This is a genomic window from Pseudoselenomonas ruminantium (genome assembly GCF_900113715.1).
GTDB lineage: Bacteria > Bacillota > Negativicutes > Selenomonadales > Selenomonadaceae > Selenomonas_A > Selenomonas_A caprae.
Genome location: NZ_FOQK01000031.1, coordinates 1 through 20982 on the forward strand (window position 1 = coordinate 1; position 20982 = coordinate 20982).

Annotated in this window: 21 protein-coding genes; 19 read left to right on the forward strand and 2 right to left on the reverse strand. The window is 55.0% G+C overall.

Features of this window, described 5'->3' with window-relative positions; all coding sequences use genetic code 11:
- Positions 1-163: 163 nt before the first annotated feature.
- Positions 164-730 carry a zinc-ribbon domain-containing protein gene (locus BM181_RS13210; RefSeq protein WP_075445600.1) on the reverse strand — a complete coding sequence of 189 codons (567 nt, stop codon included), beginning with the start codon at positions 728-730 and terminating at the stop codon, positions 164-166.
- A 216-nt stretch (positions 731-946) separates the two neighbouring features.
- Here BM181_RS13210 and BM181_RS13215 point away from each other — a divergent pair, with 216 nt between their 5' ends.
- From BM181_RS13215 to BM181_RS13280, 14 genes are all read left to right on the forward strand, one after another.
- The gene (locus tag BM181_RS13215) at positions 947-1768 is read left to right on the forward strand and encodes a zinc ribbon domain-containing protein (RefSeq protein ID WP_177207217.1); all 822 of its coding nucleotides are present in this window, start codon (positions 947-949) and stop codon (positions 1766-1768) included.
- 137 nt (positions 1769-1905) lie between these two features.
- On the forward strand, positions 1906-3960 hold the full coding sequence (locus BM181_RS13220; protein WP_075445602.1) for a methyl-accepting chemotaxis protein: 2055 nt from the start codon (positions 1906-1908) through the stop codon (positions 3958-3960).
- Positions 3961-4314: 354 nt separating this feature from the next.
- On the forward strand, positions 4315-6441 hold the full coding sequence (locus BM181_RS13225) for a PTS sugar transporter subunit IIABC (protein ID WP_075445603.1): 2127 nt from the start codon (positions 4315-4317) through the stop codon (positions 6439-6441).
- 251 nt (positions 6442-6692) lie between these two features.
- The gene (gene eat / locus BM181_RS13230; protein ID WP_218150125.1) at positions 6693-8084 is read left to right on the forward strand and encodes an ethanolamine permease; all 1392 of its coding nucleotides are present in this window, start codon (positions 6693-6695) and stop codon (positions 8082-8084) included.
- Positions 8085-8086: 2 nt separating this feature from the next.
- Positions 8087-9487 (forward strand): ethanolamine ammonia-lyase reactivating factor EutA, encoded by a 1401-nt coding sequence (locus BM181_RS13235; RefSeq protein WP_075445604.1) that lies wholly within the window; start codon positions 8087-8089, stop codon positions 9485-9487.
- A 15-nt stretch (positions 9488-9502) separates the two neighbouring features.
- The gene (locus BM181_RS13240) at positions 9503-10900 is read left to right on the forward strand and encodes an ethanolamine ammonia-lyase subunit EutB (protein ID WP_075445605.1); all 1398 of its coding nucleotides are present in this window, start codon (positions 9503-9505) and stop codon (positions 10898-10900) included.
- Positions 10897-11673 carry an ethanolamine ammonia-lyase subunit EutC gene (eutC, locus tag BM181_RS13245; protein ID WP_075445606.1) on the forward strand — a complete coding sequence of 259 codons (777 nt, stop codon included), beginning with the start codon at positions 10897-10899 and terminating at the stop codon, positions 11671-11673. Before BM181_RS13240 ends, eutC begins: the two co-directional genes overlap by 4 nt.
- Positions 11670-12683 (forward strand): nicotinate-nucleotide--dimethylbenzimidazole phosphoribosyltransferase, encoded by a 1014-nt coding sequence (locus BM181_RS13250; RefSeq protein WP_082336327.1) that lies wholly within the window; start codon positions 11670-11672, stop codon positions 12681-12683. The genes eutC and BM181_RS13250 overlap by 4 nt, the downstream gene beginning before the upstream one ends.
- Positions 12680-13438 carry an adenosylcobinamide-GDP ribazoletransferase gene (gene cobS / locus BM181_RS13255; protein WP_082336328.1) on the forward strand — a complete coding sequence of 253 codons (759 nt, stop codon included), beginning with the start codon at positions 12680-12682 and terminating at the stop codon, positions 13436-13438. The genes BM181_RS13250 and cobS overlap by 4 nt, the downstream gene beginning before the upstream one ends.
- Positions 13425-14039, forward strand: coding sequence for a histidine phosphatase family protein (locus BM181_RS13260; protein ID WP_075445607.1), 615 nt, complete (start codon positions 13425-13427; stop codon positions 14037-14039). The genes cobS and BM181_RS13260 overlap by 14 nt, the downstream gene beginning before the upstream one ends.
- A gap of 203 nt (positions 14040-14242) precedes the next feature.
- Complete coding sequence (gene infC, locus BM181_RS13265; protein WP_082336330.1) at positions 14243-14824, forward strand: translation initiation factor IF-3; 582 nt, start codon at positions 14243-14245, stop codon at positions 14822-14824.
- Positions 14811-15008: a 50S ribosomal protein L35 gene (rpmI, locus tag BM181_RS13270; RefSeq protein ID WP_075445608.1), complete on the forward strand. Its 198-nt coding sequence runs from the start codon at positions 14811-14813 to the stop codon at positions 15006-15008. Before infC ends, rpmI begins: the two co-directional genes overlap by 14 nt.
- Positions 15009-15055: 47 nt before the next feature.
- A complete protein-coding gene (gene rplT, locus BM181_RS13275) occupies positions 15056-15409 on the forward strand; it encodes a 50S ribosomal protein L20 (RefSeq protein ID WP_075431006.1) in 354 nt (117 codons plus the stop codon).
- Positions 15410-15494: 85 nt separating this feature from the next.
- Positions 15495-16316, forward strand: coding sequence for a TrmH family RNA methyltransferase (locus tag BM181_RS13280; protein WP_075445609.1), 822 nt, complete (start codon positions 15495-15497; stop codon positions 16314-16316).
- On the opposite strand, the gene BM181_RS13285 is transcribed toward BM181_RS13280, so the two are convergent.
- Positions 16298-17014: a thiamine diphosphokinase gene (locus BM181_RS13285; protein ID WP_075445610.1), complete on the reverse strand. Its 717-nt coding sequence runs from the start codon at positions 17012-17014 to the stop codon at positions 16298-16300. The two genes, BM181_RS13280 and BM181_RS13285, sit on opposite strands and share 19 nt — an antisense overlap.
- A gap of 131 nt (positions 17015-17145) precedes the next feature.
- Between BM181_RS13285 and BM181_RS13290 the strand changes: the two genes are divergently transcribed.
- The 5 genes from BM181_RS13290 to BM181_RS13310 all read left to right on the forward strand — a co-directional run bounded on the left by BM181_RS13290 (position 17146) and on the right by BM181_RS13310 (position 20973).
- A complete protein-coding gene (locus BM181_RS13290) occupies positions 17146-17820 on the forward strand; it encodes a metal-dependent hydrolase (protein ID WP_075445611.1) in 675 nt (224 codons plus the stop codon).
- On the forward strand, positions 17820-18767 hold the full coding sequence (gene miaA / locus BM181_RS13295; protein ID WP_075445612.1) for a tRNA (adenosine(37)-N6)-dimethylallyltransferase MiaA: 948 nt from the start codon (positions 17820-17822) through the stop codon (positions 18765-18767). Before BM181_RS13290 ends, miaA begins: the two co-directional genes overlap by 1 nt.
- A 28-nt stretch (positions 18768-18795) precedes the next feature.
- Positions 18796-19047 (forward strand): RNA chaperone Hfq, encoded by a 252-nt coding sequence (hfq, locus tag BM181_RS13300; RefSeq protein ID WP_075445613.1) that lies wholly within the window; start codon positions 18796-18798, stop codon positions 19045-19047.
- 70 nt (positions 19048-19117) lie between these two features.
- Positions 19118-19573 (forward strand): dUTP diphosphatase, encoded by a 456-nt coding sequence (gene dut, locus BM181_RS13305; protein WP_075445614.1) that lies wholly within the window; start codon positions 19118-19120, stop codon positions 19571-19573.
- A gap of 146 nt (positions 19574-19719) precedes the next feature.
- A complete protein-coding gene (locus BM181_RS13310; protein ID WP_256211390.1) occupies positions 19720-20973 on the forward strand; it encodes a replication-associated recombination protein A in 1254 nt (417 codons plus the stop codon).
- Positions 20974-20982: the final 9 nt, after the last annotated feature.

Sequence of the window (20982 nt, forward strand, 5' to 3'; positions counted from 1 at the left end):
TGCCCATTTTTCAGCGGTTATTCTCTAAAAAGTAAAAATAGGCATGAAAAAAGAAGGTGGACAAAATGCTTTTGCATTTTGTCACACCCTCTTTTTTATTTGCAGTTTTTTTCGCGTCGCACTTGGAGTTCCCTTTTGCCGCTAAACGCTTGCGGTCAAAGATTCAATGGAAGCGGCCCAGGATAATGATGAGGAGGAATACCAGGACTCCGAAAAGATAGGCGGCGCCAAAGAAATATGAGAAGAAATGACGATGACCGGTCAATTTTTCCCGACGATATAAATAAATTGGCGGGCAGAGGAATATTGCAAGATAATACCATTTGGATAGCGGAAATCCTGCGCGTTCCAAGTAGTTTTTATCAATGCAAAGCAGGGAGGAAGAGAAGAGCGAGATGTAGGGCGGCATAGGTGGCAGATGCAGGGAATTCTGCACGATGCCGTAGAGGAAGGGGAGAAACAAGGCCAGCCGGCAGAGGTTCCAGCCTTTTTGCAGAAGCGCTAAATCCTCAGGCGCAGGGGGGAAAATCATGTTTGCCGGACCGGACGCTGCGCCACTGGCGGCGTAGTTCATGTTCATAGGGGGAGTTGCAGCAGTGGAAAATTCTGGTGCCTTTTGGTCAGTCGTATTTGGATTTGCTGCTGGTCCTGGACTGTTTACAGGCGTGCCGCAGCTTGAACAGAACTTTGAATCATTTTCCAATGGATTACCACATTTCATGCAAAACATAAAAATTCCTCACTTTAAATAATAATTTGCTAAGCTATCAAATATAGATAGTTTATACAATTGTTTCTTATACATACTACGCAGGGATTATTTGCTAAGCGTTAATCTTCGATTAGATATCCATTAAATCGTGCAAATTTTAATGAAATTATATTTTTTACGTGCTATGGTGTCTAGCGGAAAAATTCTTATGAAAAATGGATGGAGGATACGATTATGTTTTGTAAAAATTGTAACACACAGCTGCCGGATAATGCGACATTCTGCAAAATTTGTGGTGCACGGTTGACACAGGAATCCGCAGGGCCCGCGAAACCGCAGACGGTTATCCAGCCGCCGGAGCCGCCGATGGGGCATATGGCTTCGCAGATGAACAGGCAGGGGGGCTGCTATCCACAGCAACAGCCGCAGCGAGCTTCGACGCTGAAGATTGTAGGCTTGACGTTGGCGGCGGTAGTGGCAGTTGGGGGCGTTTTCTTTGCCGTCTCGGGCTCAGATGCAAAGGATAAGCCGTCTACGGAGGTAAGCGAGCCGGCAGCACCGGGCGGGAGCAACACGAAGCAGGATAAAACCCAGCCGTCACAGGCACAGCCCCAGCAGACCCAGCAGCCGGCGGCAGCGGCAGGGACGTTAGCTATTAAGGAGAAAAATTTAAAAGTAAGTCTAAAAGAAACCGGTCAGCAATTGCTGACGATAGCCGATGCACAGATTTCTTTTGATGCATCTGGCCGTCCGCAATTGTGCTTCTTGTACCAAAATGATACTGGCAAGCAGGTGAAGAGCCTCGATCTGCTGGTAAGAGCTGTTGGCCCGAATGGTGAGTTTATGAAAAGCCCTGTAACGGGAGATACGGTTCAGGCTGTGGAACTGAACCGTGTCCTGGCACCGGGCGCAGCTACGAGCGCTAGTGACGTTATTCCTTTGACGGATCTGCCACAGGCTGGCAAATATCAGGTCGTAATCAGCTGCATCAATTATGCGGATTATAGTTATCTGATGTTTGACTACGACTATCGCCCGACGCTTGTTCTCGAGTGATGAATAAGTCCGGCCGCTGCGGGATGGGTGATATTCGGCGGTAAAAGTAAATTTATGCAGGAAAATCAAGTCCTCCGTAGAATACAGTAAGGGAAAGGATGTGATTGTTCAATGGAACAAGGGAGGACGAGGAGATTATGAGGAAACCAGAAGGCAGTATCAAGACACTGTTTATAACATGTATTGTCGTTATTACAGGTGTTTTGCTGGCGATACAGACATTCATAAATGTATCGCAATTCCAAAAAGGTATGGAAGCGCAAGTCAAAGCTACGCTGGAACAGCAGGGGCAGGGGATTGCTGCCAAGCTCGATCAGCGCTTGCTGCAGATCGAGCAGAAGGGCGAAGGCCTTTCCCGTGCGGTAAGCAATATGGCAAGCTATGACAATACGGTTTTGCTCGCGACCGCCAAGAGCTTTATCGAATCGGATAAGCTGGTACTCGGCAGTGGCTATTGGTTTGAGCCGAACGCTTATCAGGAGGGAATGGAATTCTACGGTCCTTACCAGATGCGCAAGGGCAGCCAGATCGAGCTGACGATGGAGTACAGCACGGCCAGCTATAATTATTTTTCTTATCCTTGGTACAAAGAGGCTCTGGCTAATCCTGGCAAGGTTTTCTGGGATGGACCCTATCATGATGATACCTCCGGGACGAATATGCTGACCAGCAGCTGCGGTTTTACCAAGAATGGAAAAGCCGCCGGCGTCATCACGATGGATGTAGGTATCGATGAGCTGGAAAACTATGTACAGAGCATCAAAGTAGGCGAACATGGCTATGCTTTCCTGCTCAGCAAGGACGGTTACTATCTTGGCCATAAGGATAACGACAAGAACATGAAGGTCAAGATGAGTGAAGAGTCCAATCCGTCGGTGGCAGCGCTGGGCAAGCAGGCTGCTGGTATCCAGGAACTGACGCTGGTAGAAAGCGATGCGTTGGGCGAGGACAGCTATCTGATGATGGTGCCGCTTGCTATCGACAATATGAATCTGGTTCTTGTCGCACCGAAATCTGATTATACGGGCCCGATTACGCAGGCGAAATACACGAGCATCGTCATGGCCCTTATCGTCATGCTGATACTCTGCGTCGTGCTCATCGGTATTTTCAACCGTCGGGTAGGCAACCCCATCGGACATTTGATGGAGGAGGCCGGGCAGATTGCCGATGGCAACCTGACTGGTCATGTCAATGTCGCAGCCAATGACGAAATGGGCGCTCTGGGCGGCTCGCTCAACCATATGATTGAGAACCTGCGCAAGGTCATCCGCCATGTAACCGATATGTCCCAGCAGGTGGCTGCGGCCAGCGAACAGCTTACGGCAAGCGCTGACCAGTCGGCACAGGCTTCGCATATGGTCGCAGACAGCGTCGTCAATATCGCCGAAGGCGCCAGCGAGCAGGCGATAGAGGCTGGCAATATCCAGGCTACGGCGGAAGATGTCACGGCACATGCCAAGGAGCTGGTCGGTGATACCAAGATGGTACTGGATAATGCAGTAGCTGCCAAGGCGAAGATTACCGATGGCCGCCAGTCCATTCAGGAGGCAGTAAGGCAGATGAATAATATCACTGCCAGCACGGACAGCATTCAGCAGTCCATCGAAAAACTCGACAAGAGTTCCCAGCAGATTGCCGACATCGTGCAGATGATTACCGGTATTGCTGAGCAGACGAATCTTCTGGCACTCAATGCTGCTATCGAGGCAGCCCGGGCTGGCGAAGCCGGACGCGGGTTTGCCGTAGTGGCGGATGAGGTCCGCAAACTGGCGGAAAGTTCCAATCAGTCTTCGCAGCAGATTGCACAGCTCGTACAGGCCAATATGCAGGATATGAAGTCGGCGGTTGAGGCCAGTGCCAGTGGGGCGCAGAGCGTGCAGGAAGGCATCAGCACCGTACAGTCTGCCGATGGCGCGTTCCAGGAAATCGTTGCGGTTATCGATCAGCTGACGGATAAGATCCAGACCATCGCCAAGGGCATTGAGCAGATGGCAGAAGAGAACGAAACGATGCTGCAGGCCAGCAACAATATTGCGGCGACCAGCGGCAAGAATTCCGATGAAGCCCAGTCTGTATCGGCGGCAGGCGAGGAGCAGAGTGCTTCCATGCACGAGATTTCCGATGCAGCCCGCAGTCTGGCACAGCTGGCTGGCGATTTGCAGGCCGAGATGGAGAAGTTTAGATTATAATCCTTAAAAACGAAAACAGTGCAGTTCCGAGGAGCCCCTCGGAGCTGCGCTGTTTTTTGTTTTTTTGTCAAAAGAGGAAAACGGCTGGCTTTCGAAATCTGGTATATGTTACGCAAACGGTTGGCTGAAATGTAAAAAAATACTAAAAAACCAACGATTTTGTAACAATGTTCCATTTTTTGCTTCGAAAGACATTTTTTTTGACGTGAGTCTTGAAGTATTTTGGTCGGCTATGCTATAATAACTGCGGTAAATATTTTATGGTGTGTCCGGTAATAAGCATTTATCTGCTATGGTACTCGGGTTAAATAGCAGGTAAATGCTTTTTTTATTGGACGAGAGAGGATGTGTCTAATGAAAGACGAAATTTTCAGCGTGCTGCAGCGCGTTGGCCGCAGTTTCATGCTGCCAGTTGCAGTTCTGCCGATTGCAGGTCTCTTGTTAGGCCTTGGTGCGTCGTTTACGAATCCGACGACCATCAAGACCTATGGACTGGAAGCCATCTTTGGGGATGGAACCGTGCTCCATTCCCTGCTGACGGTTATGAGCGCTGCCGGCGGTACGATTTTTGGCAACTTGCCAATCATCTTTGCCGTTGGTGTAGCCATTGGTATGGCAAAGGCCGAGAAAGAAGTTGCGGCACTGGCTGCGATGATTGCTTTCTTTGTCATGCATGTTTCCTGTAATGCCATGCTCCAGCTGACGGGGAAAATCCTGGCTGATGGCTCGATTGCTCCGGGCGTGCTCGAGGGTACGATAGCATCGAGCTGCGGCATCATGTCCCTGCAGATGGGCGTTTTCGGTGGTATCATCGTCGGTATCGGCGTTTCGATCCTGCACAATCGCTATCATAAAATTGTTCTTCCGGATGCGCTGTCCTTCTTCGGTGGCTCGCGTTTCATTCCGATTATTTCGACGGTGGTCTTCCTGTTCGTTGGTATTGCGATGACGTTTGTTTGGCCGGTGGTCCAGGACCTCATCTTCGGTCTGGGCAATGTCGTTACGGGCACGGGCTACATCGGTACGCTGATTTTCGGTATCGTAAAACGTGCACTGATTCCGTTTGGTTTGCACCATGTCTTCTATCTGCCGTTCTGGCAGACGGGCGTTGGCGGCAGCATGATGATCGATGGCCAGCTCGTACAGGGTGGTCAGAATATCTTCTTTGCGCAGCTCGCTTCGCCGAATGTCGCTCACTTCAGTGCTGACGCTACGCGTTATTTCTCCGGTGAGTTCATCTTCATGATCTTCGGTCTGCCGGGTGCTGCACTTGCTATGTACCGCTGCGCTCGTCCGGAGAAGAAAAAGGTCGCTGGCGGCCTGCTGCTTTCGGCAGCGCTTACGTCGATGCTCACGGGTATCACGGAGCCGATTGAGTTCTCGTTCCTGTTCGTTGCACCGATGCTCTTCGGTGTTCAGGTTATCCTGGCTGGCGCCGCTTATATGATTGCGCACATGCTCAATATCGCTGTCGGCCTCACGTTCTCGGGTGGTCTTTTGGACCTCTTTATCTTCGGTATCCTGCAGGGCAATGATAAGACGAGCTGGATGCTCATCATCCCGGTTGGTATCGTTTATTTCTTCTTGTATTATTTCGCGTTCTCGTTCCTCATCAAGAAGTTCAACTTCAAGACGCCGGGCCGCGAGGATGATGATGAAGAGACGAAGCTCTATACGAAAGCTGATGTCAAGGCCCGCAAAGAGGGCGCTGCTGGTGCTGGCGATGAGCTCAGCCCGGTTATTGCCCGCGCGCTGGGTAGCAAGCGTAATATCACGTCGGTTGACTGCTGTGCAACGCGTCTGCGCTGCTCGGTAGCAGATTCGGAGCTCGTTGATCAGAAACTCCTGAAGGCTACGGGGGCTTCGGGCGTTATCGTCAAAGGTACGGGTGTCCAGGTCATCTATGGACCGAAAGTTGCCGTTATCAAATCGAACCTCGAAGAGTATCTGGCTACGGCTCCGGATGTTGAGCCGGAGGCTGAGGCTCCGGCAGTAGAGGAGCAGGCTGAGACTACGGCTGAGGCTCCGGCAGCAGCTCATGGTGAGCATGAGTTCTATGCGCCGGTTGCTGGTACGGCACATGCCATCACCGAGGCTCCGGATGCTGCTTTTGCTGGCAAGATGATGGGCGATGGTTTCTTCATCGCTCCGGCTGATGGCAATGTCGTTGCTCCGTGCGATGCCGAGGTCATGTTCGTCTTCGATACGAAGCACGCCATCGGCATGAAAGCCGCTGACGGCACGGAGTTCCTCATCCACTTCGGCGTTGACACCGTCAAACTCGGTGGCCAGGGCTTTGAGGTCTTCGTCGAGCAGGGCCAGCAGGTCAAGAAGGGCGACAAGCTCATGCAGGTCGACCTCGACTATGTCAAGGCTAACGCTCCGTCGGATGTCTGCCTCGTGATCTTCACGGGTGGTCAGGCTGTCCATATGGAAAAATCCTATGGCGTCAAAGCATTGGATGCAGTAGCTTCTTATTGATTTGAACGCTAGGTAATATTTGCTGTAAAATGTAAACTATGTTCTTGACAGCGGCTATGTTGTATGATATATTTACTACATCATCAAGATAGCAATGACGCTTGATTGGAGGCTGGGCCCAGCCTCTGGTCAGGCGTCTTTTTGTTTGATGAAAAGAATGGAATACTTCAGGCAGAGGAGCCAGTCTGTTTTGCGGATGTCCAAAGGCATCGGCAGAGCAGGCTGGCTTTTGTGCGATAGGAGGAATAAGTATGAGCATGGAACATGGAAGCACAATAACGGTAACACAGGAGATGGCAGGGAAGCGTGAGGAAAATCTTACGCGGGTGTTAAAGCCGATTCATCTTTGGGCTTTAGCAGTAGGACTTGTCATTTCCGGCAATTATTTTGGCTGGAGCTATGGCTTTGCCGCTGGTGGTGTCATGGGCCTCGCACTGGCACTGATTCCGGTAACGATTTTTTATGTGACGTTTATTCTCTCGTATTCGGAGCTCGCGACAGCCATTCCGCATGCAGGCGGCCCGTCGGCATACGCACGCCGGGCAATGGGAAAATTCGGCGGTTATCTGAATGGTATCAGCTGCCTTATCGAGTTTGTCTTTGCTCCGCCGGCTATTGCGCTAGCTGTTGGTGGTTATGTACACGCGTTATTGCCAGCCATCGACCCGATGGTGGCAACCGTAGCCGCATTTTTCTTCTTTATCTTTTTGAATTATCTGGGCATGAAGACTTCGGCGACGTTTGAGCTTGCCGTGACGGTTATTGCCCTGCTGGGGCTCGTGATTTATTGGGGGCTTGCGGCACCGCATTTTGATATGGCCCGCGTTGCCACCACGCCGCTTTTGCCGCATGGCTTTGATGGCTTGATGGCCGCTGTACCGTTTGCCATCTGGTTCTATTTGGCTATTGAAGGCGGTGCGATGAGTGCCGAGGAAATGGTCGATCCGCAGCATGATATTCCGAAAGGTTTTTTGAGTGGTATGGCAACGCTTTTGGTCATGGCGATTCTCACGCTGTTTTTGACGGCTGGCGTAGCCGATGTGGATGCCATTGCTGCGGTTGATTTCCCGTTGCCGCTGGCACTTAGTGCGGCTTATGGAGAAGGTTCCCTGCCGGTACTCCTTATGAGCGGTATTGGTCTTTTCGGTCTGGTGGCGTCGCTGCATGGCATCATCGTTGGCTATTCGCGTCAGACTTATGCGATGGCCCGCACGGGGTATCTGCCGAAGTTCCTCGCTCGTCTGGATGCGAAGCATCATACGCCAGTCTGGGCCCTTATCCTGCCGGGCATTGTCTGCCTGTTCACGGCCCTTACGGGGCTTACGGATCTTGTCATCACGGTTGCCTGCTATGGCTCCGTCGTCATGTATCTGACGAGTCTGGTTTCGTTCTTTATCCTGCGTCATAAGGAGCCGGCACTTCATCGTCCGTTCAAGGTCCCGAGCCTTTTGATTCCAATCGTGAGCGTCCTTATGGCGGTGTTCTGCCTTGTGAGCCTTGTCATGGCGTCGAGTGAAGTCCTGCCGTATGTGGTTGGGATTTATGCGCTGGCCATTGCCTACTATTTCCTGTATGGCAACAAGCATATCCGTCCCTTTGACGAGGAGTTTGGCGTGCTCGATGATCTCGATGAGGAAGCTTGACCATGGCGCAGGAAATTCTCAGTGCAGGCATCGATATCGGGACGACCACTTCGCAGGTGATTTTCAGCCGGCTGCGGCTGGAGGACAACTCCTACACGGCGGTGCCCGATGTGAAAATCACCCAGAAGGAAGTCCTGTACAGAAGCCCGGTATATTTCACCCCGCTGGGTGCCGATGGCAATATCGATGCCCAGGCCCTGGACCGGCTGCTGCTGGCTGAGTATGCAAGGGCCAAGGTCAAGCGGGAGGATATTGCCACGGGAGCTGTTATCATCACGGGCGAGAGTTCGCGTAAGCAAAATGCCAGACTGGCGGTGGAGCGGTTGTCCGCCGCCGCTGGCGATTTTGTCGTGGCGGCGGCCGGCCCGGATTTGGAATCGGTGCTGGCAGGGTATGGCGCCGGCGCGGCCGATTACTCGGAAAAATATCCCGCCGCCGTGGCCAATTTCGATATCGGTGGTGGCACGACCAATGTGGCCGTCTTTTTGGGCGGGGAACTTCAGGACGCCTTTGCTTTGGACATTGGCGGGCGTTTGGTGCGGCTCAATCCGAACCACTGCGTGACCTATCTTTCCCCGCGCATTGAGCCCTTAATCGCTTCGTTGGGGCTGTCGCTGCAGGTGGGGAGGAAAGCAGACCTTGGGGAGCTTATAAAACTTGCCGAGACCTTTGCCGATATTTGTCGGCGGGTTTGTCTTGATGAACCGCTTACCAAGGTGGAACAGAAACTATATATCGGCCATGGCAAACGGCCGGGGCGTCTGTCTGCGGTGATGTTTTCGGGGGGCGTGGCAGAATACATCAAGGACACACCGGTGGCGAGCTGGGACGATATCCTGCGGTATGGTGACATCGGCCCGCTGGTGGGGGCCGCCTTTTGGCGGGTATTTTCAGCGCAGACGGCTGTGCAGCTGCTTAATTCCCGGGAGCGCATCCGAGCCACCGTTATTGGTGCGGGAAGTTATGCCGTGCGGCTGAGCGGCAGTACCGTCATGATGGATGACGGGCTGGTGCCGCTTATGAATGTTCCCGTTATTCGCTTGGAGCATCCGGAGCGGCCGAAGGCGTTGATGCAGGAGTACTGCTTGAAGCGGGCCGTTTATCCGCCCCATCAGCAGGTTGCCATTGCGCTGGCGGGGCCGGCGGGCGGTTCCTATGAAGCGTTAATAAAACTTGCCGATGGGCTGTTGGCGGCAACGGCGGAGGTGAAACAAATTCTGCTCGTTGTCATGGAACAGGATTTTGCCAAGGCGTTGGGGCTGTTGCTGAAGCATCGGGGCAGGGGGCGGCAGGTCATCTGCCTTGACCGCATCCATGCCCAGCCTGGCGATTATATCGATGTGGGTCGGTCCGTTGCCGGAACAGTGCCAGTGGTGGTCAAGACATTGATTTTTAAAAGTTGAAAGTAGGCAATCGCGATGAAACTAAAGACGAATCTTTTTGGCCAGACGTATTCTTTTAACGATGTCAAAGAAGTGCTGGCCAAGGCGAATGAAGAAAAATCCGGTGACATGCTGGCTGGCATTGCCGCCAGCGGCAATGTGGAACGGGTGGCGGCAAAAGTCGTTTTAGCCGATATGACGTTGAAGGATTTACGGGAAAATCCAGTGGTTCCTTATGAAGAAGATGACATTACGCGGGCTGACCAGGACGCCGTGTCCGACACGGTCTACCAGCAGATAAAGGGCTATACGGTGGGCGAGTTCCGTGAATTCCTGCTGCGGGAGCCGCCGGAGAAACTCTGCGCCATCCGGCCAGGTCTTACGGCTGAGATGGTGGCAGGGGTGACCAAGCTTATGTCCAATATGGATTTGGTATATGCGGCCCGCAAGCTGCCGGTGGAGGCTACCTGCAATACGACGATTGGCCGACCAGGGACACTTTCCTCGCGCTTGCAGCCCAATCATGCAACGGACAATCCGGCGGGAATCATGGCCTCGGTAATGGAAGGCATCAGTTATGGTGTTGGGGATGCGGTAATCGGCCTTAATCCGGCTGTCGATACCATCGACAGTGTTGCCAGTATCCTGCGGGAATTCGATACGTTTACGCAGAAATGGCAGATTCCCACCCAGAACTGCGTGCTGGCTCATGTCACGACCCAGATGAAGGTGCTCGAAAAGGGGCTGGCACCGATGGATCTGATGTTCCAGAGTCTGGCTGGTTCAGAAATTGCCAGCCGGGCTTTTGGCATCAACGTATCCTTGATGGATGAGGCCTATGCCATCATGCGGGAGAGGAAAAACTCCAGCGGGCCAAACTTCATGTACTTCGAGACGGGGCAGGGCTCGGAGCTTTCTTCGGATGGACACCACGGTGCTGACCAGTTGGTGATGGAAGCCCGCTGCTATGCTTTTGCCAAGCGCTACCAGCCGTTCCTGGTCAATACAGTGGTTGGCTTCATCGGGCCCGAGTACCTCTATGACGGCCGGCAGATGATACGGGCAGGCCTTGAGGACCATTTTATGGGCAAACTCACAGGCATTCCCATGGGCTGCGATGTCTGCTATACCAATCACATGCGGGCTGACCAGAATGATCTGGAAAATCTGGCCATGATGCTGGCGATGGCGGACTGCAACTACATCATGGGCATCCCTGGCGGCGACGATGTGATGCTGATGTATCAGACGACGAGCTATCACGATGTGGCAGCTCTGCGGCGCTTGACGGGCAAAAAGCCCATCGCGGAATTTGCCCAGCGCATGCAGGAACTGGAGATTTTGGATGAAGCGGGGAACCTTACGGCAAAGGCCGGAGACCCGTCCCTGTTTTTTGCTGGGAATGAAAGCCTTTCGGGAGGTATGGCGGTATGAATGAGACAGAGGGATTTGTAAGCGATATATCCTTGCCAGAAGTGAAAGAGCGGGTTCTCATCGACCACCCTCAGAGTCTGGCGATGGTAAGGCGGTTGAAGAAGACCACCAATGCCCGTCTGGGCGTTGGCCGTGCCGGGGACCGCTACAAGACGGAAACGCTGCTGAAGTTCCGGGCGGACCATGCAATTGCCCAGGATGCCGTCTGGACGGATATCGATGAGACGCTGATTGATGAGATGGGGTTCTACAAAGTCCAGACCTTGGTGGAAAACAAGGAAGAATACGTGCGGCGGCCCGACCGGGGGCGGATATTTTCGGATGAGACCATGGAAGCCATCAAGCGGGACTGCCTCCATGAACCCGATGTGCAGCTCGTGGTAGCCGATGGGCTCAGCGGTTTTGCGATAAATGCGAATCTCAAGGATATCTATGCCATCATGATGGATGGTTTCCAAGAGAAAGGCTATCGGGTGGGAACGCCGATTTTCGTGCGTTACAGCCGTGTGGCCACCATGGACAAGATCAGTGAGGCCTTGGGGGCCACGGTCACGATCCAGTTGATTGGCGAGCGGCCGGGACTGGCTACGGGCGAAAGCATGAGCGTTTATATGGCTTATGAAGCCAGCAGCAAAAAGCCGGAGTCCCAACGGACGGTGGTTTCGAATATCTATGAGCAGGGCATTCCTCCGTTGGAGGCAGGGGCTCAGGTCGTTCACTTGACGGAAGTGCTTATGCGGGAAAAGAAAAGTGGGGTGGATCTGAAGATATGATGGATGCAGCAGCACGTATGACGGCGAGAATGGCTATTCCGCCGGGAAGCCTCGGGCTTCTGGAAAAACAGGTGCAGAAATTGTTCCGCGCCTGGCCAAAGTTTTATGACACGATAAAACCCTATCATTATATCTTTGCGGCCGATAATGGCGTGGTGGCAGCCGGTGTTGTCCGTCAGGAACAGGCCATCACGTATCTGCAGGCCAAGAACATGATGGCGGGGCAGGCGGCCATCAGCTGTTTCTGCAAAGCCCAGAACGTCCCCTATGCGGTGGTGGACGTCGGGGTAAACAGTGAGGAGGCCGTCGGCCTTGACCGCAAGGTGGCTCATGGGACCCGGAATTTTCTGGAAAGCCCGGCGATGACGGAGCGGGAATTCTGGCAGGCTTATGATGCCGGCGCGGAAATGGTGCGGCGGGCCCAGGTGGCCGGTTGCAATCTCTTGTCCTTTGGTGAGATGGGCATTGGCAATACGACGACCTCAACGGCGGTCCTGCATGCGCTCACCGGAGCGAGCCTGCTCGAAATCACTGGCTACGGGGCCAATCCCGGGCATCCAGAGGTCGTCCTGCGCAAGCGGGAGGTCATCCAGACAGCGGTTCGGAAGTATGCACCGCTGATGAAGGCACCTCAGGGGATGATCCGCTGCGTGGGCGGCTTTGACCTTGCGGCACTGTGCGGTGCGATGGTGGCCTGCCGGGAACAGAACCTTCCCTTTATGCTCGATGGCTTCATCACGGCGGTAGCTTTGGCTTGTGCAGTGCGCATCAATCCCGGTGTGAGTGCGATGGCAATCCCATCCCATATGTCGCAGGAACCAGGGATGCTTTACGCCCTGCAGGCGGCGGGAATCCGTACCGATGAGGTGCCGATACAGGCTGGCCTGCGGCTCGGTGAAGGAACCGGGGCGATCCTCGGGCTATCCATGTTGCGGACGATGTTGTATACTGTTTATAACATGAAAACAATGGATGGATTAATATCAGAAAGTTGTGGTGCCGCAAAATGAGTAGTCTGCGTTCTTTTGTCTTACTGTTGCAATTCTTTACACGTTTGCCTTTGCCCTGGCAGATCCCCTTTGAGGAGGGGATGCTGTCCAGGGCAATTGTTTGGCTGCCGCTGGTGGGAGTCATCATCGGCAGTATGAATGCCTTGGCCTATATGCTCGGGAATGTCATGGCGGGGCCGGAGGCAGGCGTGTTCTTTGCTATGGGGGCCAATCTGTTCCTGACGGGAGCGTTCCATCTCGATGGTTTGGCCGATACCTGCGATGGCATTTATTCGAGCCGTAAGCGGGAACGCATGCTGGAAATCATGAAGGACAGCCGCCTGGGAACCAATGGGGCCTGTGCCCTGCTATTGGTGTTTCTGGCACGGTATCATGGACTGTTGCTGCTGCCCGAGGAGCTGATCCCGCTGGTTATCCTGCTGATGCCGACGGTGGCGCGGGCCTGCAACCCGCTATTGATGCTGTCGGAGTATGCACGCAAAGAAGGCTTGGGCAATCTTTTCATCGGCAAGGTTACCTGGGGGCGCGTGCTGGTATCGGTAGGCCTTGGCGCTCTGCTGGTATATGCCATGACAGAGAATTACTGGCTGCTGTGGGCCTATCTGCTGCTGGCTGTCTGGCAGCGGCTTTTCACCCGCTATATCTCAGGCATCTTGGGCGGCATGACGGGAGATACTTTGGGAGCTGGCGATGAATTGAGTGAGATACTCTTTCTGGGGGTTTGCTGTCTGGGGGCTTATCATGGCTGGCTTTGATTCCGATCCCTTGCGGGTCTATTTGCTTCGCCATGGTGAGGCCTTGGGCAATGTGCAGGGGGGCTACTATGGGCGCACCGATTGCCCGCTGACCGCCAAAGGGTGCCGGCAGGCAGAAAGGGCCGGCGCCACCCTGCGGGAATTGCGGGCGGCAGGATCGGGCAGGGATCTGCTGCTCCTTACCAGTCCCTTGGAGCGGGCACGGCACACGGCGGAAATAGTCCGCGAAGCTGCCGGGCTTGACGGGGCCGTCCTCGTTGAGCCGGATTGGCAGGAAATCGACTTTGGCCGCTGGGAGAAGCGCCACTACCAAGACATAGCGCGGGAAGAACCGGCAGCATGGCAGAGCCTTTGTGACGATTGGCAGGCGTTCTGCTATCCGCAGGGGGAAAGCTTCCGCATGTTCGCGGAACGTGTCATAGGGGCATGGCAAAAGTGGCAGCAGGCTGCTGCAAGAGAGGAGAAAGACCTGCTCGTAGTCAGTCATGGCGGCGTGCTGAAAGTCATCCGCTTGTTTGCTGAGGCGCGGCCCTGGGAGGATTTCTGGCAGCTGGACATTTCTTTGGGGGAAGTCCAGCTTATGTCCCTTCCGGTTTGCTGATCGTATGAGCGGGGAAATTTTTGGAAAAAAGATTTGACAGCTCATGGCAGGTATGATAAACTAACAGAGTCGTGAACAAGAAGAGGCCACCGCTTCTCACCTGCTGGCATAGGTCAGATGGGTTTATAGCATGAGTTTTTTAGAGGTGGCTTTGTGCCGCCTCTTTCTTGTTTATAAAAAGAAATACCAGGAGGTGTTCTACTATTAGCAGAGATTCGTTACGCATCAATGAAGAAATTCATATTCGCGAAGTACGCGTGACCAGCGCAACTGGTGAGCAGCTCGGCATCATGCCGACGCGTGAGGCGCTTCGCATGGCGGAGGAGCAGCATCTTGATCTCGTCGAGGTCGCTCCGAAGGCAAAACCGCCGGTCTGCCGTATCATGGATTTTGGTAAGTATAGATACGAACAGCAGAAACGGGAGAAAGAGGCTAAGAAGAAGCAGAAAGTCATCAGCATCAAGGAAGTCAAACTTCGCCCGAACATTGAACAACACGATTTTGACGTCAAGTTGAAGAATGCTCTTCGCTTTGTCGAAGAAGGAAATAAAGTCAAAGTGACTATCATGTTCCGCGGACGAGAGCTTTCTCATCCGGAGCTCGGCAAAGAGGTATTGGGCCGCGTAGCTGAAAAGCTGGGCGACAGCGTCTCGATTGAGCGCAATGCCAAACTTGAAGGAAAAAATATGACGATGATTGTTGCACCGAAGGTGCAGAAGGCATCGAAACCAAAGAAGTCGAAAGAGACTCAGTCTAAGGAGGAAAACAGTAATGCCAAAGATTAAAACTCGCAGAGCTGCTGCAAAACGCTTTACCGTAACGGGTAGTGGTGAATTCAAACGTAACAAGGCTTTCAAGAGCCACATCCTGGAGAAGAAATCTCCGAAACGTAAACGCAACCTGCGTAAAGCTGCTCTGATTACGGCTGCTGATCATGGCCGCGTCAAGAGAATGCTTCCGTACGCATAATTCGATAACGGATAGATTGATTAGCCAATATTTAGGAGGATGAAAACATGCCAAGAGTAAAAGTAGGCGTGACTGCACATAGACGTCATAAGAAAATCCTGAAGCTCGCAAAGGGCTACAAAGGTACGAAGAGCAAACAGTTCAAAAAAGCTAACGAGACTGTAATGAAGGCTCTCTACTACGCACGCCGTGACCGCCGTGCGAAGAAGGGCAACTTCCGCCGTCTCTGGATCGCTCGTATCAACGCTGCTGCACGCGTCAACGGCATTTCCTACAGCCGTCTCGTTTGCGGCCTGACGAAGGCTGGCGTTGAGGTCAACCGCAAGATGCTGGCTGACCTGGCTATCTCCGACGAGAAAGCTTTCGCACAGCTCGTTGCCGTTGCCAAAGAGAACCTGTAATTCATAGGTTTACACGAAGAAGTGGGGTTGATGGAACCAATGGTTCTGTCAACCCTTTTTGTCGTTAGGAGATAGGAGGGAACATATGCGGGAACGGATCGACAGTCCGGCCAACAAGAAAGTCAAGCTGGCCGCAAGCCTGCACAGCCGCAAGCACCGGGAGAAGGAAGGCCTGTTCATTGCGGAGGGCATCCGCCTGGGAGAGATGGCAGCTGCTGCTGGCTGGGACATCGTCTTTGGGCTCTATACGGCAGAGCTCAGCGAGCAGGCGCGCGGACAGGAGCTCCTGGCAAAGCTTAAGGCGCAGGGGTGCCTGCTATGCGAGACGACGGCGGCGGTCTACCGCAAGGCTTCGGCTACCGACACGCCGCAGGGGATACTGCTCGTCATGCGGCAGCAGAAAAGCCGCCTGCAGGAACTGCCGGCGGCGGGAAAACAGCCACTCTATGTGGTTCTCGATGGGGTGCAGGACCCCGGCAATGCGGGCACCATCATCCGCACGGCCGATGCGGTGGGGGCCGATGGCGTCATCCTGCTCAAGGGCTCGGTGGATGTGTTTGGCGATAAGACCGTGCGCTCGACGATGGGCAGTCTCTTCCATCTGCCGGTCTGCACGGATGTGACTGCGGAGGAGCTTATGGACTTTGCGGCGGCCCAGAACCTGATGCTCTATGCGACGGCACTCGACGAGAGCGCGCAGCCGCATTTTGCCCAGGACTTCACGCGGGGGACGGCCATCGTCTTCGGCAATGAAGGCAATGGCGTGTCCGAAGCGATCCTGCAGCGCGCGGCCAAGACCTATATCCCGATGTATGGCCAGGCAGAATCCCTGAATGTCGGCGTGTCCGCGGCCGTGGTGCTCTACGAGGCCGTGCGGCAGCGGCAGTCTCAGTATTTGCCCCAGTAGCAGTAGACGCCGAGGATGCCCGAGGCTATGCTGACTGTCAATTCGTTTTGACCGGTCAGAAGCTCGTTGCTGACGGCATTGGGCTGGCGCTGCGACAGTGTGGCCCCCGCAAGCGGCCAGCGCACGTTGCCGATGCTGACGCCTGTGCAGGTGCCTGTGAAGGGCAGCAGCGAAAGCGCTTTCGGACGTGTTTGACAAGTCAAGGTGATTGACATGTCAGTCGTCACGTAGAAGAGCGCCTCGCTCTCGTCAATCAGGCAGCAGGGAATCTGGGCAGCAGCCGCGCTGAAGATGGTGCTGAAGGCATGGTCGAAGCGGCCGCCGAAGGCGCCGGTAAGGGCGATGAACGGTGCGCCTTCCACCTGCATCATGGCCAGGGCCAGCTGCGTGTCGGTGAGGTCCTTGGCCACCGGGAATTTCCGGATGGGGACGCCCTGCCGGACGGCCCATTGCCAGGCCGCCGTGCTGGCGCTGTCCCCGTCGCCTAGCAGGCAGTCGGGGAGCCGGGCGCTTTTCTGGCAGGTGTCGATGCCATGGTCGGCGGCCCAGCAGTGCGCAAAGCCCTGGAGCTGGTCAAGCCACTCGGTCTGCGGCGGTCGGCCGCCTGTCACGAGCAGCCAGGGAGAGGCCGCAGGCTGCGCGGGATATGTCACGGTGATCTGGGGGAAGGATAGCTGCAGGCTGGATGTCTGGGACATAGAAAGACCTCGATTCGCGGAATATAGGATAGCGTACGTTTATTTGCATCATATGATATAATGAGTATAAGCGATGCTTATAGCATAGCATGGAAAAAAACAAGGAGCAACTGCAAGGGAGGTATATATCCATGGTAATGTTCAAATATTATGGCCATTCCTGCTTCATGCTGGACAATGGCGAGCACAAGGTGCTGTTCGACCCGTTTTTGACGGGGAATCCGAAGGCGACGGTCAAGGCGGAGGATATCGACTGCGACTTCATCCTGATCTCGCATGCACATAGCGACCATCTAGGCGATGCGCCGGAGATCGCTGGCCGCACGGGCGCAGAACTGGTGGGGATACCGGAAGTGCTCGCCATCTGCGAGCAGCGCGTGCCGGGGCTCAAGCAGCATCCGATGAACCTCGGCGGTTCGATAAATCTCCCGTTTGGCAGGGTGCGCATGACGATGGCGAAACACAGTTCGGGCGTGGCAGGCGGCATTGCCTGCGGCTATGTCATCTCGATGAGCGGGCTCAAGATTTACTTTGCGGGTGACACGGCTTTGTTCGGCGATATGCAGCTGATCGGCCGCAAGGATGAGATCGACTATGCCATCCTGCCGGTTGGCGACAACTATACGATGGGGCTGGAGGATGCGGCTCTCGCGGCCCAGTGGCTCAATGCGCGCCATGTCATCCCTGTGCACTACAACACCTGGCCCATCATCAATCAGGATGTCAAGAAGTATCGGGAGATCACCGAGGCGATGTCACGGGCTGAGGTCCATGTGGTCGAGCCGGGGGCAGAACTGGAGCTTTGATGAGCAAGGAGAAGTTAATCGTCATTTTAGGCCCGACGGCTGTGGGCAAGACGGCCCTGTCGATCGAGCTGGCCAAGCACCTCGATACGGAAATCATCTCGGGGGATTCGATGCTCATCTATCGCGGCTTCGACATCGGCTCGGCCAAGCCGACGCTGGCCGAGCGGCAGGGCATCGTGCATCATCTCGTGGATGTGCTGCCCCCCGATGCGGCTTTCAATGTCACGGATTTTGTCGCTGCAGCCCGCGCGCTGATCACCAGAATCAATGCCGCGGGGAAGATCCCCATCCTGGCTGGCGGCACGGGACTCTATGTCAAGGCACTGCTCGAGGGCTATGCGTTCAATGAGACCTCGGGCCACGCGGAATACCGCGCGGAGCTCGAGGAGCTCGGGCGCACCAAGGGCCATGCATACGTGCATGGGATGCTGGCAAAGGTCAATCCCGAAGCAGCGGCGCGCCTGCATCCTAACGATTTCCGCCGCATCGTGCGGGCACTGGAGGTGGCGCATTTCGGCGATGAGGCGATCTCGCAGTCGCGTGCGGCTGCGGATGGGGAACTTTGCTACGATGCGCTGGTGATTGGCCTGAACCGCGACCGCCAGCAGCTCTATGACCGCATCAACCGGCGCGTGGAGCTGATGTTTGCGGACGGGCTGGCCGCGGAGGTGCAGGGGCTCTTGGACGCGGGCATCCCGCGGGAGTCACAGGCCATGAAGGGCATTGGCTACAAGGAGACGGCGGCCTGGCTGGCTGGCGAGATAACGTATGAGGCGGCGGTCGATCTCATCCAGAAGTCGACGCGCCACTTCGCCAAGCGGCAGCTGACCTGGTATCGGAAAATGCCCTATATCCACTGGTATCGTGCCGATGAGATACCGGAAGAAAACTTGTTGCCGATGGTTTTTGCTGATGTGGCAGGATTTTTTTCGCAAGGGTCGAATTAGTAAGTAGTACCGTAATGGAGGGATTTTTATGCCAGCAAAAAACATCAATCTGCAAGATAGCTTCCTGAATCAGGTCCGCAAGGAGAATGTCGCCGTGACGATCCATCTCCTCAATGGATTCCAAATCAAGGGCAATGTCAAGGGATTTGACAATTTCACCGTCGTTCTTGACGTTGCTGGCAAACAGCAGATGGTTTATAAGCATGCGATTTCCACGATTTCACCGGCGCGGCCGATCAGCGGCATCTTCGGTGTGGATAAGCGTGACGACGAAGAATAATAGATGAGAAGAAGCGGGGCCTTTCTCTGAAAGGCCTTTTTTTGATGGTAGCAGCAGACAGGAGAAAAACATGAAGGTACGAGGCTTTGAATGGGTTACAGGCTGGCAGCAGCGCGGCGCGATACTGCCGCAGCGCAAGACGGCGGCAAGCGCGGGCTATGATCTGGCAGCGGCTGAGGGCGCCGTGATTCCGCCGCAGGCCATGGTCATGGTGCCGACAGGTGTCAAGGCGTATATGCAGGCGGATGAGGTGCTGATGATCCATATCCGCTCGAGCCTGGCTGTCAAGCGACAGCTGGTGCTCATGAACAGCGTCGGTGTGGTCGATGCGGATTACTATAATAATGAAGACAATGAGGGCCATATCTTCATCGCCCTCTGGAACCGCGGCACGCAGCCTGTGGTCATCGAAGCGGGGGAGCGCATCGCCCAGGGAATCTTCCAGAAGTACCTGACCGTAGATGGCGACATGGCTGGTGACGGTGCGGCGCGGCAGGGCGGTTTTGGTTCGACAGGAAAGGCGTGAGGGATATGGCAGACGAAGGCATGGATTTATTTGCGATGCCTGCGGCAGCTGACTGGTCAGGAAATGACCGGTCAACGGTTGACAAGTCAACGGCTGACAAGTCAACGCTGGGGGCGGCGCGGCCCTTTGAACCGCTGGCCCAGCGCATGCGGCCGCGCAATTTCGAGGAGTTCATCGGCCAGCAAGAGGCTGTGGGAGCTGGCCGCTTCCTGCGGCAGATGATCGAGCGGGACCAGATCTCGTCGATGATTTTCTACGGGCCGCCGGGCACAGGCAAGACGACGCTGGCGCAGATGATCGCGGGCATGACGGGCAGTGCGTTCCGCAAGCTCAATGCGGTATCCTCGGGCATCCAGGATATCCGCGCGATTGTCAAGGAGGCGGATGAGCAGCGCAGATATTATCAGAAGCGGACCATCGTATTCATCGACGAGATCCATCGCTTCAACAAGAGCCAGCAGGATGTGCTATTGCCCTATGTCGAAGATGGCCGCTTGATTTTGATCGGTGCGACGACGGAGAATCCGTTTTTTGAGGTCAATCATGCGCTATTGTCGCGCGTGCGTATCGTGCGGCTCTATCAGCTGAGCGACGGCCAGCTCGTCAAGATCCTGCGGCAGGCCCTCGCGGACACCGAGCGGGGGCTCGGCGGCCAGCAGCTTACGGTGGCAGATGAGGTGCTGCTGGGCATCGCGCAGCTGGCAGGGGGCGATGCGCGCATGGCGCTCAACATCCTCGAAGGCGCGGCTTCGATGCTGCCGCCGAATGGCGGCACGGTCACGCTGGAGATGGTGCAGGAGATCCTCGGCCAGCGGGTGCAGCGCTATGACAAGAAGGGGGACAATCATTATGATACGGTGTCGGCCTTCATCAAGAGCATGCGCGGAAGCGATCCCGATGCAGCCCTTCACTATCTGGCGCGGATGCTCGCAGCTGGCGAGGATGTCAAATTCATCGCGCGCCGTATCGTTATCTGCGCGTCGGAGGATGTGGGCAACGCTGATCCCATGGCGCTGGTCGTAGCGATGAATGCTGCCCAGGCCGTGCAGTTTGTCGGCATGCCGGAGGCGCGCATTATCCTCGGGCAGGCGGTGACCTATATCGCCGCAGCTCCCAAAAGCAATGCGGCCTATATGGGAATCGATGCGGCCCTGCAGGATGTCCGCAGCAAGAATTGCGGGGCCGTGCCGATGCATCTGCGGGATGCCCACTACAAGGGAGCGTCCAAGCTCGGCCATGGCACCGAGTACATCTATCCGCACGACTATCCAGAGCATTTCACGCCGCAGGAGTATCTGCCCAGGGAACTGGCCGGTGCACATTACTACCAGCCCTCTGAGAACGGTACCGAAAAGCGCCTCGGGCAGTACCTGCATCACTGCTGGCCGAAGCGGTACTGATAGGTTTTG